We start from the raw sequence: 13225 nt of genomic DNA, 5'->3' as shown, positions 1-13225 counted from the left end.
TAATCGTGTTGCTATTCTAGCAGTCTTTTAGAGAAATGTCTCTTATTTGAATCAAGTCTTAAACAAGTTCATTGCTGAAGAAGGCGTTGTAAATACTCTTCACAGCTTCACCAGCGTCTGCACGGCGGGTTCCAAGCATGATTGAAATTCGTGAAGCACCTTGGTTGATCATGTGAACGCCGATGTTGTGCTGAACCAGTGGCTGAATAATCCGTTCAATCACGCCGACTTTGTTACGCATACCTTCACCAACCACCATGATAATGGCGTAATCATCGATCCATTCCAGTGTATCTGGTTCGAGAACATCGCGAATGTCGTGGCACATATTATGCACGGTATCGTCATCAAATTGCGTTTTATCAAAGATCACGGTTAAATCGTCAATCCCAGAAGGCATGTGTTCGTATGAAACATTGTATTTTTTAAAGACCTGCAGTAGTTTCAATGTAAACCCAACTTCTTTGTTCAGCAGGTAGCGGTGCAGGTATAGTGCAGCGAAGCGAGTGGAACTGGCAACGCCGGTAATGGTTTGTGTAGGTTTGAAGCCCTTCTCGGGAACAATTAGCGTTCCGGGAAGTTCCGGCCGATTGGTGTTCTTAACGTTGATTGGAATTTCACCCTGAATTGCTGGAATAATAGCTTCATCATGAAACACGGAGAAACCGGCGTATGAAAGTTCTCGCATTTCACGGTAAGTCATGCGATGAATGGCGATTGGCTGGTCAACGAGCTTCGGATTAGCGGCGTAGATCGCGTCCACGTCGGTGAAGTTTTCGTAAAGATCAGCCTTCAACCCACGAGCGACAATAGCACCAGTGATATCGGAACCGCCACGTGAAAAGGTGGCGATTTGACCTTCAGGTGTAAAACCAAAGAAACCAGGAAAAACAAGGATGGCATCGTCAACGTCGATTTGTGCCAAGTGATCGTAAGTGGCTGGTAAAACTGTTGCGTTGTTGGGCTCGTCGCTCACAACAATGCCTGCCTCTTTAGGGTCAACGAAGCGGGCGTTCATGCCTAAATGAGTCATAACGGTTGCCATTAAGCGTGCGTTAAGCCGTTCGCCATGAGCTTTAAAAGCCGCCATTAGATAGTCATCATCTGGATAATCAGTGGTTGGTAATTCACTTAATGCTTGCCAGATGGGTGCTAGAGCGTCCTCATCTAAACCAAAGTAATCACCAATGGCTTGATAACGGTCGAAAATCTGGTTAAAGATCTCGCTGGTGTCTGAATGTTTAATTGTTAATTCTGCATATTTAATCAGCAGATCCGTTACTTTAATGTCACCATCATGGCGCTTTCCTGGTGCGGAAGTAATAATGACCTGGCGCTCAGAATCAGCTTTCATAATCGAGATGACCTTTTCAAATTGGGGTCCGTCAGCTAACGAACTCCCACCAAACTTAACGACTTTCACAGCTAACACTCCTTATCCGTCTGACTTTTGCCAGAAACGGTTAATAATTACATTGAATTCTAACAGTTTATTTTTCTTTGGCAACCGGTTTAGTAACGGAAAAGGGGCGTGATTTTGGGGGCAATAGTAGGATATAACTTTTTTTGAAATTAAGTTTGCGGGGTGCGGGGAAGTTGTGTTACTGCTACGTTTCCTAATCAGGCTACACCGAGCAGAGACTTGCACCTAAGGACACTGGGACATAAATCCAAGCCCAGGATTTTTGCCCCAGTGTCCTTAGGCTCCAGTCTCTAAACGCTCGTCTCCGCACCTTTATTAAAAATCCCCTTGACTATCTTAGAAAACAATTATAGAATTTGATTAAATCGAAGAGGTTGCAACCGACATTAGTCAGTTCACTCAGTCACTGTTATGACTAAGAGGTGAACCAAAAGGGGACGTTGCCGAAGCGCTGACTATAACAGTAGCCAGTTTGCTGGGACATGATTCAATAAATCATGGACTGTCGCAGATATAACGTCTGCGGAGCGCTATCGAAAATGAGTCCATCATAAATGAGTTATTTAAGTGGGGTCCTTTTGTTTAGCGTGTTAGCGTAAACAAAAGGACCTTTTTCGTACAATCTATTAATTACCGGAGGGCATAACATGAGCGAGCAACTAACAAACGAACAGATCAACGAGGCAGGACATTTAACCATTGGCGGGGTCGACGCGGATGAGCTTGCGGCCAAATACCAAACGCCATTGGCAGTCTATGATGTTTCTAAAATTCGTGATCAAATTCGGCGGTTTAAATCAGTTTTTGAAGCAAACGGCGTCGATTACGCAGTGAGTTATGCTAGTAAAGCGTTCGCGGCAGTTGCCATGTTTCAAGTAATTGATCAGGAACAGGGTCACATCGACGTCGTTTCTGGCGGCGAACTTTATACGGCGATTCAAGCCGGCTTTCCAATGGCTCGGGTTAGTTTTCATGGTAACAACAAATCCCGTGAAGAGTTGACGATGGCCGTTAAACACCATGTTGGTGTCATTGTTTTAGATAACTTCCATGAAATCGAATTGCTGGACCAAGTTCTGAAGGAACAAGACGCCAGTTCAGCGGTCATGTTAAGAATCACGCCAGGTATTTCAGCCCACACGCACGAATACATTTCTACCGGACAGGAAGATAGTAAGTTTGGTTTTGATTTGAAGACTGGTCAAGCAGATGAAGTTCTCCAAAAAGTATTGGCTAATAGCCGGATGAACATGTTAGGCATTCACGCTCATATTGGTTCTCAAATATTTGAACTGAATGGCTTTCAAATGGCTGCTAAAAAATTAGTTGAGATTGCTGCTAACTGGCACGATCAATATCAGTATCAACCAGAAGTCATTAACGTTGGCGGTGGTTTTGGTATTCAATACACCAAAGATGACCATCCGCTGGCACCAGAAGATTTCGTTGATGCGATCGTCAAGACGATTAAGCAAAGTGCCGCCGATTCGCATCTCGATATGCCAGCCGTTTGGATCGAACCTGGCCGTTCAATTGCCGGGCCTGCCGGTTACAATCTTTATACGATTGGTTCCCGTAAAGACGTTCCAGGCCTGACCTCATACGTCACCGTTGATGGTGGTATGGGAGATAACATTCGGCCAGCACTGTATCAAGCAGAGTATGAAGCTGTTTTGGTTGACCAGCCCACCGCAGTTCCAACGGAAACGGTTCATATCGCTGGTAAGTATTGCGAATCCGGTGATATTCTAATCGATCAGCAGCCATTACCAGCCAGCAAGCCCGGCGATGTCCTCGCTATCTTAGATACTGGAGCTTATGGTTATTCCATGGCATCTAACTATAACCGGAATCCTAGACCAGCAGTGGTCTTTGTGGAAAACGGCGAGTCGGCGCTGGTTATTAAACGCGAAACATACGCTGATTTGACGCGGTTAGATCAGCATTTACCTGAATCATTTTAAATAAAAACTTCCTATTATATTTAATTTAAGAGAGATGAGGTTATCACATGGCAAAATTAGACGCACAAGCAATTATTGATTACATTGGCAATGCACCAAAAAAGACGCCGGTTAAGGTTTATATCAAGGGTGATTTAGCGAACTTAGAGGTCCCAACCAGTATCAAGGCTTTTATTGAGACTAAAACGGGCGTTTTGTTCGGCGATTGGTCGGATGTTAAAACTTTTCTTGACCAACACCAAGCAGAAATAACGGACACTGAAGTTGAAAACCAAACCCGTAATTCCGCCGTACCACTATTAGATATGAAAGAAATTAATGCGCGGATCGAACCAGGCGCCATCATTCGCGATCAAGTCCTGATTGGCAATAACGCTGTGATCATGATGGGGGCTACCATCAATATTGGTGCTGAAATTGGCGATGATACCATGATTGATATGGGTGCCGTTCTTGGTGGCCGTGCCATTGTGGGTAAGCATTCCCATATTGGTGCTGGTACCGTTCTTGCAGGTGTCGTTGAGCCCGCATCCGCCGAACCAGTTCGCGTTGACGATAACGTCTTGATTGGTGCCAATGCGGTTGTTATTGAAGGTGTCCATGTCGGCGAAGGCGCGGTAGTTGCTGCTGGAGCAGTCGTTACGCAAGACGTTGCACCACACACGATGGTCGCTGGGGTACCCGCTCGGTTCATTAAAAACGTGGATGAGAAGACCGAATCCAAAACTGGCCTTGAAGACGATTTAAGAAAGTTGTGATGAAATGGCAGTTTTAACTGAAGAAGCGCTGATTAAAATTCGTCGCGATCTGCACCAGATTCCAGAGCTGGCGTTAAATGAAGTAAAGACTTCAACCTACCTCGAAAAAGTGATTGCTGGATTTGATCAGATCCATTTGCAAATTAAAAAAATTCCGGACTTACCAACGGCTTTACTGGTCAGAATTGCAGGCCGAGCACCCAAACGTACCATCGGTTATCGAACTGATATTGATGCTTTGCCCGTTACTGAAGCAACTGGATTACCATTTGCTTCGAAGAATCCGGGTGTGATGCATGCTTGTGGTCATGACATTCACATGACGGTTGCACTAGGTGTTCTTAATTATTTCGCTGAACATCAGCCAACTGATAACATGGTATTTTTCTTCCAGCCCGCTGAAGAAAGTGAAAATGGTGGGAAATTGGCTTATGAACTTGGTGTTTTCAAGGGCCAGTGGCGACCAGATGAATTTTATGGGTTACACGACAATCCAGATTTACCAGCCGGCGCTATCGGCTGTCGGATGGGCACGCTGTTTGCCGGTACCACGGAAGTCAACATTGACTTGGAAGGCAAGGGCGGTCACGCCGCTTATCCGCAAGATGCGAATGATATGGTGGTGGCTGCAGCTGCGCTGATCAGTCAGGTGCAGACCATCATTTCCCGCAGTATTGATCCGATTGAAGGCGGCGTCATCACTCTCGGCAAGTTAGAGGCCGGTACGATCCGAAATGTCATCGCGGGTCACGCCCATATTGAAGGAACGATTCGCGGCCTCACGCAGGTCATGATTAAGCGAATTGACCAGCGGCTTCAAGACGTTGGTGAAGGCATTGCTCGAAGCTTTAACGCTAAAGTCACGGTTGGCTTGAATCAGGGCGGTTATTTACCGGTTGAAAATAATCCGGCGCTGACCAAACGTTTTATTCGTTTTATGAAGACTGATTCGAACGTCAATTTTATTGAGACCGAACCTGCTATGACGGGTGAGGATTTCGGTTACTTACTTTCAAAGATTCCGGGAACCATGTTTTGGCTCGGGGTTGAAGACGATTCACAACTTCACTCGGCCACTTTAAATCCTAAGGAATCATCGATTAAAGCAGGAATCAATGCCATTACCGGCTTCATGACGGCTAGAATGGCGGAATAATTAACTGTAAACGATAGTTGCTAACTAAAAAGGAGAACGATTATGACAACACTAGAAAACGTAGATTTGATGACGGCAATCATCACCCCATTTGATGAAAATGACAACATTAACTATGACGCTTTAGAAAAGCTGACCAACCACTTGATCGATACCGGTAGCAAGGGCTTTGTTATTGGCGGGACCACTGGCGAAACGCCAACGCTGACACACGATGAAAAGATTGAATTATACACCCGCTTTGGTCAAATTATTGGCGGTCGGGTACCAGTCATTGCGGGGACTGGTAGTAATAATACCCGTGAAACGGTAGCTTTAACGCAAGAAGTCAGTGAAATTCCAGGGGTCGATTACGAGCTCGTGGTTGTGCCATACTACAACAAGCCAAGCCAACGTGGGATGATTGCTCACTTTACGGCGGTTGCGGATGCAGCTGAAAAGCCAATTATCATTTATAACATTCCTGGCCGTACAGGAGTGACGATGGCAAACGAAACCGTTGTTGAATTAGCACAGAACCCCAAAATTGTCGGTGTTAAGCAATGTACGTCAATTGAAGACATCGAGTTTTTAGTTGAACACACCCCAGAAGACTTCTACGTTTACAGCGGTGAAGATGCCCAAGCACTCTCCGCTAGAGTTGTTGGTGGCGCGGGTGTTATCTCCGTTGCGTCACATATTTATGGTGATCAGATTCGGGCCATGTATGACGCCCTCTATGCTGGTGATTTAGTTAAGGCGGGTGGCCTCAAGCGTCAACTGACGCCTAAGATGGCCGCACTGTTCATGTTCCCATCACCATCACCCGTTAAGGCAGTCTTAAATGCCCAAGGCTACGGTGTCGGCGATTGCCGGTTGCCTATTCAGTCACTGAATGAAGCAGAATCCCGTCAATTGGCTGTTGCCTTAGGGATGGATACCGACGCGTTGTCCAGTAGCTTAGTGAAGTAAAACGGGGAGTTAGATAAGATGACAAAAGTATTAGTTGCCGGATTTACCGGTGCAATGGGTCAAAAAGCAATTCGGTTAGTTCAGGAAAGCGAAGGCTATGAACTGGTTACTGGTTTTGCTGCAGGCATCACTTCTAAGGACCCTAAAGATTATGATCTGCCAGCCGGGGTTGCCATTTATGGTGACTTGAACGAGATTCAAACTGATGCTGACATTTGGATCGATTTTACGTTGCCCAGTGCCGTTTATGCGAACACCAAATTCGCAATTGAACACGGCATTCACCCTGTGATTGGAACAACGGGGCTAACCGACGAACAGGAAAGCGAACTGCAAAAAATGGCCTCAGCTAAACAGTTAGGCGGCTTGATTGCACCGAACTTTGGGATGTCAGCTGTGTTGCTGATGAAGTTTGCTAAAGAAGCGGCTAAGTATTTCCCAGACGTGGAAATCATTGAAATGCATCACGATAATAAAGCGGACGCCCCATCGGGAACAGCATTAAGCACGGCTAAGCTGATCGATGAAGTTCGGCCTGAACATGAACAGGGGAATCCTGACGAAACAGAGAGTTTGTCAGGTGTCCGCGGTGGTGATTACCACGGTATCCATATTCATGCCGTTCGATTACCGGGTTACGTTGCTCACGAACAAGTTTTGTTTGGTGGGCCAGGTGAGGCGTTAACGCTTCGTCAGGATTCATTTGACCGTCAGTCCTTTATGTCAGGTGTTAAAGTGGCCATGGATCACGTTCTTGATTTAAAAGAATTAGTGATTGGCCTCGAAAACGTTCTTTAATTGATTTATAATTTTATTATTGATTATTAATTTTAACTGAAAATGGAGTGACAACATGCCTCAATTAGCCAGTGATTTAAGTCAGCAAGTCAATCAACGATTGAACCAAGTGGGACCTTCCGGTATTCGTGAAGTTGCCCAAAAGTTTTCAACGATTCCAGGGCTCATTCAGTTGACCCTAGGTGAACCTGATATGAATGTTCCCGAGCACGTCAAAGCTGCTGCTATTAAAAGCATCCAAGACAATGACTCGCATTACTCACCGCAGAAGGGAACCATGTATTTGCGGGAGGGAATCCACCATTATTTGATGGCCAGTCAGGGCTTGGACTATGATCCGAAAACCGAAATTATTGCTACGGTAGGTGCTACTGAAGCGATTTGTGCTTCATTATTCACCATTTTGAATCCCGGTGATAAAGTGGTTATTCCTACGCCAGCTTTCGCACTTTACTTCCCCTTGGTTACCATTGCGGGGGCAACGACCGTTCAAGTTGATACGTCAAACAGTGATTTTATTTTGACGCCGGAGCGGCTGGAAAAAGTGCTGGCTGAAGAAGGCGATTCAGTCAAAGCTGTTTTGCTGAACTATCCTGGTAATCCTACGGGAGTTGAGTATCCGCAAGCGATGATTGAAGGCTTAGCTAAAGTCATTGCGGACCATCATTTATTCGTGATCGCTGATGAAATTTATAGCGAACTGACCTATGGCGTGAAGCATTACTCAATTGCTAACGTTATTCCTGAACGGACGATCCTAATTAATGGGCTGTCTAAATCCCACGCGATGACCGGTTATCGAATGGGCTACATGGCGGGGCCCGCTGAATTGATTGCCAGCGCAACGAAGATGCATGGCTTCATGGTGACTTCACCTTCTAACCCAGCACAAGCAGCTGCTGCTGAAGCTCTGCACAATGGGCTTCATGACCCAGAGGCAATGCGCAAAGTCTACGAAAAACGGCGTGATTTTGTTCAGCAGTCTATGGATGAAATGGGCTTATCAATGGCCACCCCATCTGGTGCGTTCTACGCCTTTGTGAAGATTCCTGATAGTTATGGGCAAGACGATGTCAAATTTGCTTATGACTTAGCGGAACAGGGCAAAGTCGGTGGCGTGCCAGGCAGTGCCTTTGGGGCTGGTGGCGAAGGTTACATCCGCTTCTCTTACGCTGCATCGGATGACGATTTGGCAGAGGCAATGAAACGGATGAAGGCATTTGTCGCTAAAAAGGCTTAAGGCTTGACTAATTGTGCAAAATAAAGTTTAATGCTAATTATTAAAAAAAGATTTGAAATCTATGTGATACGAAAACGAGGGATATCTGATGAGTGAGAAACTACGTGTCGGTATTATTGGTGCAACGGGTATGGTGGGTCAGCGATTCATTAAAATCTTGGCTGATCATCCCTGGTTTGAAATTGCCTTAGTGGCGGCCAGTGCGCACAGTGCTGGTAAAACATACGCAGAGGCTGTTAAGGGCCGCTGGAAAATGGAGGGTGACGTTCCTGAACAAGTTAAGGGAATGGTCCTTTATGACGCAGCCAAAGTTGATGAAATTGCACCTCAAGTTGATTTCATCTTTAGTGCCATCAAGCTGGATAAGGCGGATACACGTAAACTGGAAGAGGCTTACGCAAAGGCCGAAACACCAGTTGTTTCCAATAACAGTGCTCATCGTTGGACGCCTGACGTCCCAATGGTGATTCCCGAAGTTAACCCAGATCATACAGAGGTAATCAAGTATCAACGGGAACGGTTGGGAACGACTCGCGGATTCATCGCTGTTAAGCCGAACTGTTCGATTCAAAGCTACACGCCAGCACTGTCTGCTTGGCGCCAATTTGAACCCACTCAGGTGATTGCAACCACTTATCAAGCTATTTCTGGTGCTGGTAAGACCTTTAAAGACTGGCCAGAAATGGAAGGCAATGTGATTCCTTATATTGCTGGTGAAGAAGCTAAATCAGAGGGTGAGCCACTGAAGATTTGGGGCCATGTTGATGACGAAAAGAAGGCAATTGTACCAGCAGATGATACGGTGATTACGTCTCAATGTATCAGAATCCCGGTACTTTATGGGCACACTGCTGCCGCCTTCGTTAACTTCCGCAAGAATCCTTCAAAGCAAGACTTGATCGATGCGTTAGAAAACTATACGGGTGAACCTCAACGATTAGGCTTGCCAAGTGCGCCTAAGCAGTTTATTCGCTACATGACTGAAGACGACCGCCCTCAAGTTCGTCTTGACGTGAACTTTGAACACGGGATGGGTGTCTCGATTGGCCGGCTTCGTGAAGATAAAATCTTTGACTGGAAGTTTGTTGGTCTGTCACACAACACTGCCCGTGGTGCCGCTGGCGGTGCCGTTGAATGTGCCGAATTGCTGAAGGCTCAAGGTTATATCACAGCTAAATAAGTTCTCCAAACCAGTTAAACTTTTCGTTTGACTGTTCACCGCTAGGTCCTGTTGCATGCAGGCTTAGCGGTTTTTTATTCTTTTGAAAGTTAAACGGCTTAATGCCCGTCATTAACATTAAGACCAGTATTCTGTTAAACTGGAAGAAGATTATTTTGAAGGGACAGAAATCGATGAAGCCGCAGACCATTTTAAAATCTCAGTTCGGTTATGATCACTTTCGGACGGGGCAAGAAGAAGCGATTAACGATGTTTTGAACCATCAAAACGTCCTGGCAATTATGCCTACAGGTGGTGGGAAATCGCTTTGTTACCAGATTCCAGCACTGATGCTGACTGGTGTTACCTTAGTGGTTTCACCATTGATTTCTCTCATGAAGGACCAAGTGGACGCACTCAACGAGAATGGCATTGCGGCGACTTTCATTAATAGTTCGCTGGACTATGAGGCCATTAATCAGCGATTTCGTGATGCTGAAAACGGTGCTATTAAATTACTGTATGTTTCCCCCGAACGGCTGGATTCGGGGTATTTAAACCGGTTAGCAGAATTGCCGATCGATTTGGTTGCCATTGATGAAGCACACTGTATTTCTCAATGGGGGCATGATTTTCGGCCTAGTTATTTGAATTTGGCTCAAACCATTCAGCGGTTACCTAGCCACCCGACGATTATTGCGTTAACTGCGACGGCCACCCCAATCGTTGCCAAAGATATTTGTCAGCGGCTGGGCTTAGAAGCTGAAGTTAAAACTGGTTTTTCGCGACCTAATTTAGCGTTTAAAGTGATCAAGCATCAGGACAATGATAAGTACTTGGTCGATTATTTAAAGCAAAACGCTGGTCAGTCGGGAATTGTTTATGCAAGTACGCGTAAAGAAGTTGAACGGCTGACGAAGTTACTGAATAAAAAGCATATTGATGCGACGATGTATCATGGTGGACTGTCAAAGGATGTTCGCCGTGAAAATCAAGAAGATTTTTTGTACGACCGGGTACCTATCATGGTTGCCACGAATGCCTTTGGGATGGGCATTGATAAGAGTAACGTCCGCTTTGTGATCCACGCGCAAGTTCCTGGCAGTTTGGAGTCTTATTACCAAGAAGCTGGCCGTGCCGGTCGTGATGGGCTGCCTAGCGAAGCTATTCTCCTGTTCAGGCAGTCCGACGTTTCGATTCAGCACTTTTTGATTGATCAATCTGAACGGGATGACGCGGGTAAAAAACGGGAATACGAAAAGTTACAGGACATGACGCAATATGCGAATACGCAAGAATGCCTGCAGACCTTCATCCTGAATTATTTTGGTGAAGAAGGCACTGACTGCGGCCAGTGTTCGAATTGCTTGGATGATCGTGAACAGCAAGACATTACGGTGGATGCACAAAAGGTACTCTCGTGCGTCAAACGGATGAATGAAAGCTTTGGCAAAATATTGGTGGCGCAAGTCTTAACGGGCTCCAGTGTGGCACGAATCAAGCAGCTTCATTTTGATGAACTGACAACTTACGGAATCATGAAAGGTTCGTCACAAAAATCGGTTGCCGAACTGATTGATTTTTTGAGTGCTTCAGGCTACTTAATGGCTGAAGGCGGCCAATACCCAGTGCTGCGGGTCAGCGATAGCGGCGTGGCAGTTTTGCAGGGTAAAGAACAGGTCTATCGTAAGGTAGCGATGAAAGCCACTCATGTTTTACCGCAGAACGATGATCTGTTTGAGCGTTTGCGCGCGCTTCGACGTGAATTTGCCAAGCAACAAGGTGTGCCACCGTTTGTGATCTTTTCAGATAAAACGTTGCGAGACATGTGTGCGGTCATGCCTAAGAACGAAGAGGAGATGCTGACGGTTAGCGGGGTTGGTGAAAGTAAGCTCGCTAAGTACGGCGATGCCTTCCTCAAAGCATTAAACGCGGCTGATGAAACGGCTGTTGAGTAGGTTAAAAAATTGAAAATGCCATAAAAATAAGCACTGTCCAGTTTTGCCGGACGGTGCTTATTTTTATGGCTACAGCCAGAATTTGAGCTGTTGCAGGACTTAGATTAATTTGCGGGTGTTATTCAACCCAGTAGGCACTTTTATAATCTTCAACCACGCCGCTAATATTATGGACCACACCATTTAACTTAGGATTGGTCAAGAAACTGTCGGCCTGCTGGTACAAAGGTGTGACCCCTTGCTGTTCAGTCAGCTGTTTTTCAGCGGCCAGCATCCGTTCCCAGCGTAACTGGGCATCGGTACTCTGATTGCTGCTGATGGTCCTTACTAACCGGTCGTAATCAGCGTCATGCCAGTGCCCGTAGTTATGCCGGCTGTTGCTCGTCATCGCTTGTAGGAATGACAGTGGGTCTGGATAATCAGCTCCCCAGCCAGTGAGCAGCAGGTCAAACTGACCGTTGCTGACGTGCTGGGCTAGCGGGTTTGAATCCAATGAACTGATGTGCACGCTCAGACCTTGCAGCTGGTTTTCTAGTTGCGTCTTAACGTTGTCAGCGACTCGACGGCTGATCATATCATTTGGGGTAAGTAAAGTGAGCGTAGCTGATTTGATCCCCAGTTGCCGCTTGGCCGCTGTCCATTCTTTAACGGCTAATTTAGCGTTGCGTTTAACGTAGGAGGAAGCTTCTTGCTGATCCGCAAAGTCGGAATGGTTCAGGCGATTTTTGCTGAGACCGGCAGTGACGAATCCCTTAGGTGGCAGCGAGGCGTTTTTTAACGCACTGTTAATGAGCCGGCGACGACTAATTGCGTGCGAAATGGCTAAGCGTGCGTTACGATTATTAATGAGTTTTTTATTAGAACGGTTGCTTGTGTTAAAATTATAAGCGATTATGCGCATTAATGAGAAGGGCCGGACAACGTAGTCACGGTTGTTTTTATTTTCAGGAATTTGCTTGCCAATCAGCTGAATTTCGGCAACTTTGCCACTTCGGTAATCTTTTAAATCTTGAGCGGGTGATTTGGAAGTTACGATGGTCAGTTGCTTCAAGTAGACGTGATCCTTATCCCAGTAATAGGGGTTGGGGACCAATGTCCGTGAAGCACTGCCGGCGTGCCATTTGACTAGCTTAAAGGGGCCACTGTAGATTTGCTGGTTTGCACGAGTGCCATATTGGGCGCCATATTTTTGCACCGTTGCTTGATGCTGTGGTGCAAATAACGGGTAGGCTAAGAGGCTTTCAAAGTAAACCATCGGGTGGTCGAGTTTGACCTGTAACTGATGGCTTGAGAGGGCTTTAATACCGAGCTGATCGACTGGCAGTTCTCCTTTGCGGATTTTTTCAGCGTTTTTAATGCCATCAAATAAATTAGAATTAACGGATTTAGTTTGCGGCTTCACACTGCGCTGCCACGAATAAACAAAGTCAGCTGTGGTGATGGGCTGGCCGTTGCTCCAGCGGGCGTTATTTCGTAGCTTAAACGTATAGGTTTTGGCGTCTTTACTCATTTGATAGCTCTGGGCTAAGCCGTTTACGACCCGGCCATTTTTACCCAGTCTAAAGAGGCCCTCCGTTGAACTACGCAACTTATTAAAACTGTTGACCTTTGAAATATCAACGGTGTTTAGTCGCGTTTGCTCAACCACGGTAACGTTTTGATTTCGAGACATTACGCCCTTGCTGTCTGAATCTCGGTTTGAATGAGACAGCTTTTGCTGACAGCCTCCCAGAAATAGGACGGTCACAAGTATCCCAATAAGGCTTAATTTTAATTTCATGATCGATTCCTCTCAATCCCGTTAACTCTAGTTTGATA

10 protein-coding genes and 1 riboswitch are annotated in these 13225 nt (G+C 46.0%); of the genes, 8 read left to right on the top strand and 2 right to left on the bottom strand.

All coding sequences use genetic code 11. The annotated features are described in order from the left end of the window. Positions 1 to 58: 58 nt before the first annotated feature. Complete coding sequence (locus IWT5_RS04675) at positions 59 to 1423, bottom strand: aspartate kinase (protein WP_089108800.1); 1365 nt, start codon at positions 1421 to 1423, stop codon at positions 59 to 61. A gap of 361 nt (positions 1424 to 1784) precedes the next feature. Beyond that, positions 1785 to 1964: riboswitch (Lysine riboswitch) on the top strand. 106 nt (positions 1965 to 2070) lie between these two features. On the opposite strand from IWT5_RS04675, the gene lysA reads away from it, so the two are divergent. From lysA to recQ, 8 genes are all read left to right on the top strand, one after another. After that, a complete protein-coding gene (lysA, locus tag IWT5_RS04670; protein WP_089108799.1) occupies positions 2071 to 3387 on the top strand; it encodes a diaminopimelate decarboxylase in 1317 nt (438 codons plus the stop codon). A gap of 47 nt (positions 3388 to 3434) precedes the next feature. Then, entirely contained in the window at positions 3435 to 4145 is a 711-nt protein-coding gene (gene dapD, locus IWT5_RS04665; RefSeq protein ID WP_089108798.1) for a 2,3,4,5-tetrahydropyridine-2,6-dicarboxylate N-acetyltransferase, read from the top strand. Positions 4146 to 4149: 4 nt separating this feature from the next. Then, complete coding sequence (locus IWT5_RS04660; RefSeq protein WP_089108797.1) at positions 4150 to 5301, top strand: N-acetyldiaminopimelate deacetylase; 1152 nt, start codon at positions 4150 to 4152, stop codon at positions 5299 to 5301. Positions 5302 to 5343: 42 nt separating this feature from the next. Then, on the top strand, positions 5344 to 6252 hold the full coding sequence (dapA, locus tag IWT5_RS04655; protein WP_089108796.1) for a 4-hydroxy-tetrahydrodipicolinate synthase: 909 nt from the start codon (positions 5344 to 5346) through the stop codon (positions 6250 to 6252). An 18-nt stretch (positions 6253 to 6270) separates the two neighbouring features. Then, complete coding sequence (gene dapB, locus IWT5_RS04650) at positions 6271 to 7050, top strand: 4-hydroxy-tetrahydrodipicolinate reductase (protein ID WP_089108795.1); 780 nt, start codon at positions 6271 to 6273, stop codon at positions 7048 to 7050. Positions 7051 to 7105: 55 nt separating this feature from the next. Continuing rightward, complete coding sequence (locus IWT5_RS04645; RefSeq protein WP_089108794.1) at positions 7106 to 8290, top strand: aminotransferase class I/II-fold pyridoxal phosphate-dependent enzyme; 1185 nt, start codon at positions 7106 to 7108, stop codon at positions 8288 to 8290. A gap of 88 nt (positions 8291 to 8378) precedes the next feature. Beyond that, positions 8379 to 9470, top strand: a complete 1092-nt coding sequence (asd, locus tag IWT5_RS04640; protein WP_089108793.1) for an aspartate-semialdehyde dehydrogenase — start codon at positions 8379 to 8381, stop codon at positions 9468 to 9470. A gap of 173 nt (positions 9471 to 9643) precedes the next feature. Beyond that, positions 9644 to 11407 carry a DNA helicase RecQ gene (recQ, locus tag IWT5_RS04630; RefSeq protein ID WP_089108791.1) on the top strand — a complete coding sequence of 588 codons (1764 nt, stop codon included), beginning with the start codon at positions 9644 to 9646 and terminating at the stop codon, positions 11405 to 11407. Between the two features lie 118 nt (positions 11408 to 11525). Here the strand turns inward: recQ and IWT5_RS04625 are convergent, their stop codons facing one another. After that, positions 11526 to 13187, bottom strand: coding sequence for a peptide ABC transporter substrate-binding protein (locus tag IWT5_RS04625; RefSeq protein WP_089108790.1), 1662 nt, complete (start codon positions 13185 to 13187; stop codon positions 11526 to 11528). Between the last annotated feature and the right edge of the window lie 38 nt (positions 13188 to 13225).

It is taken from the genome of Secundilactobacillus mixtipabuli (genome assembly GCF_002217925.1).
In the GTDB taxonomy this organism is placed as follows: Bacteria; Bacillota; Bacilli; order Lactobacillales; family Lactobacillaceae; genus Secundilactobacillus; species Secundilactobacillus mixtipabuli.
Note: the sequence above shows the minus strand (reverse complement) of the source record. Positions and strands in the feature narration are given on the sequence as shown.

Excerpts from the sequence above, each read along its gene's own strand:
- IWT5_RS04660 (WP_089108797.1), top strand. The coding sequence starts at position 4,150 with ATGGCAGTTTTAACTGAAGAAGCGCTGATTAAAATTCGTCGCGATCTG.
- asd (WP_089108793.1), top strand. The coding sequence starts at position 8,379 with ATGAGTGAGAAACTACGTGTCGGTATTATTGGTGCAACGGGTATGGTG.
- dapB (WP_089108795.1), top strand. The coding sequence starts at position 6,271 with ATGACAAAAGTATTAGTTGCCGGATTTACCGGTGCAATGGGTCAAAAA.
- lysA (WP_089108799.1), top strand. The coding sequence starts at position 2,071 with ATGAGCGAGCAACTAACAAACGAACAGATCAACGAGGCAGGACATTTA.
- IWT5_RS04645 (WP_089108794.1), top strand. The coding sequence starts at position 7,106 with ATGCCTCAATTAGCCAGTGATTTAAGTCAGCAAGTCAATCAACGATTG.
- dapD (WP_089108798.1), top strand. The coding sequence starts at position 3,435 with ATGGCAAAATTAGACGCACAAGCAATTATTGATTACATTGGCAATGCA.
- recQ (WP_089108791.1), top strand. The coding sequence starts at position 9,644 with ATGAAGCCGCAGACCATTTTAAAATCTCAGTTCGGTTATGATCACTTT.
- IWT5_RS04625 (WP_089108790.1), bottom strand. The coding sequence starts at position 13,187 with ATGAAATTAAAATTAAGCCTTATTGGGATACTTGTGACCGTCCTATTT.
- dapA (WP_089108796.1), top strand. The coding sequence starts at position 5,344 with ATGACAACACTAGAAAACGTAGATTTGATGACGGCAATCATCACCCCA.